The following is a 704-nucleotide window of genomic DNA, read 5'->3' as shown; positions in this document are numbered from 1 at the left end:
GCTGGTCTGTATCGGGTAAAGGCCCGATGTCACTAATCACTTGCCATTGAAGGTCCGCAAAGGGGTCGTTACCTGCCGGACCGCTCCTGGCACACTAACGGCTCGGCGGTGGGGTCACAAACTGGGTGGTAATCGCACATCGCTAGTATACTGGAATCTGATGAGTTTGCCCGAGTTTGAAGAACTGACTTCATCGCGAGGCAAAGCAGCTATCGGGCTGATTGGCTGCCTCGCCTTTGTCGCCATCTCGCTGTTTGCGGAGCAATCAGGGGATACAAGCTGGAAGTTGCAGGCTGGCGGCATCTTTTTTGGCCTCTGCGCACTGACTTTTGTGGCGATGCTGATCCGCCCACACCGTTTGCGGCTCGATCCCGAGGGTTTCACCCTTTCGGGTGGACTGACTCGGACACCACGAAAGATTGGTTGGCGGCACGTAGGTGAGTTCTATGTCCGGCCACTCAGTCATGGTGCCAGCATGGTCGCGTTCAAGTATGCAGATGAGGCCGTCGTTCCCTTCGGTGGGGTGCTTGGCAAGAGCGGGGGTATACCGGGTGTTTGGCCGGATGGCCCGGACGCGCTCGCCTACATGCTGAACGACTATCGTGATGCAGCCCTAAGTCATCGATAGCACAACGTCTGCAATTGGGTCGTATGCGGCTGGGCCGCCTATTCCAGTCGAACAGCAAGGCATTAGAGCAATGAGT

General features: G+C 57.0%; 1 protein-coding gene. It reads left to right on the top strand.

What is annotated here, in order from left to right; translation table 11 throughout:
* Nucleotides 1–160 precede the first annotated feature (160 nt).
* Nucleotides 161–628, top strand: a complete 468-nt coding sequence (locus tag GRI89_RS00145) for a hypothetical protein (RefSeq protein WP_159791255.1) — start codon at nucleotides 161–163, stop codon at nucleotides 626–628.
* Nucleotides 629–704 lie beyond the last annotated feature (76 nt).

The sequence above is a fragment of the Croceibacterium salegens genome, from assembly GCF_009827435.1.
GTDB classification, from domain to species: domain Bacteria; phylum Pseudomonadota; class Alphaproteobacteria; order Sphingomonadales; family Sphingomonadaceae; genus Croceibacterium_B; species Croceibacterium_B salegens.
This window is presented reverse-complemented; position numbering and strand designations above follow the sequence as displayed.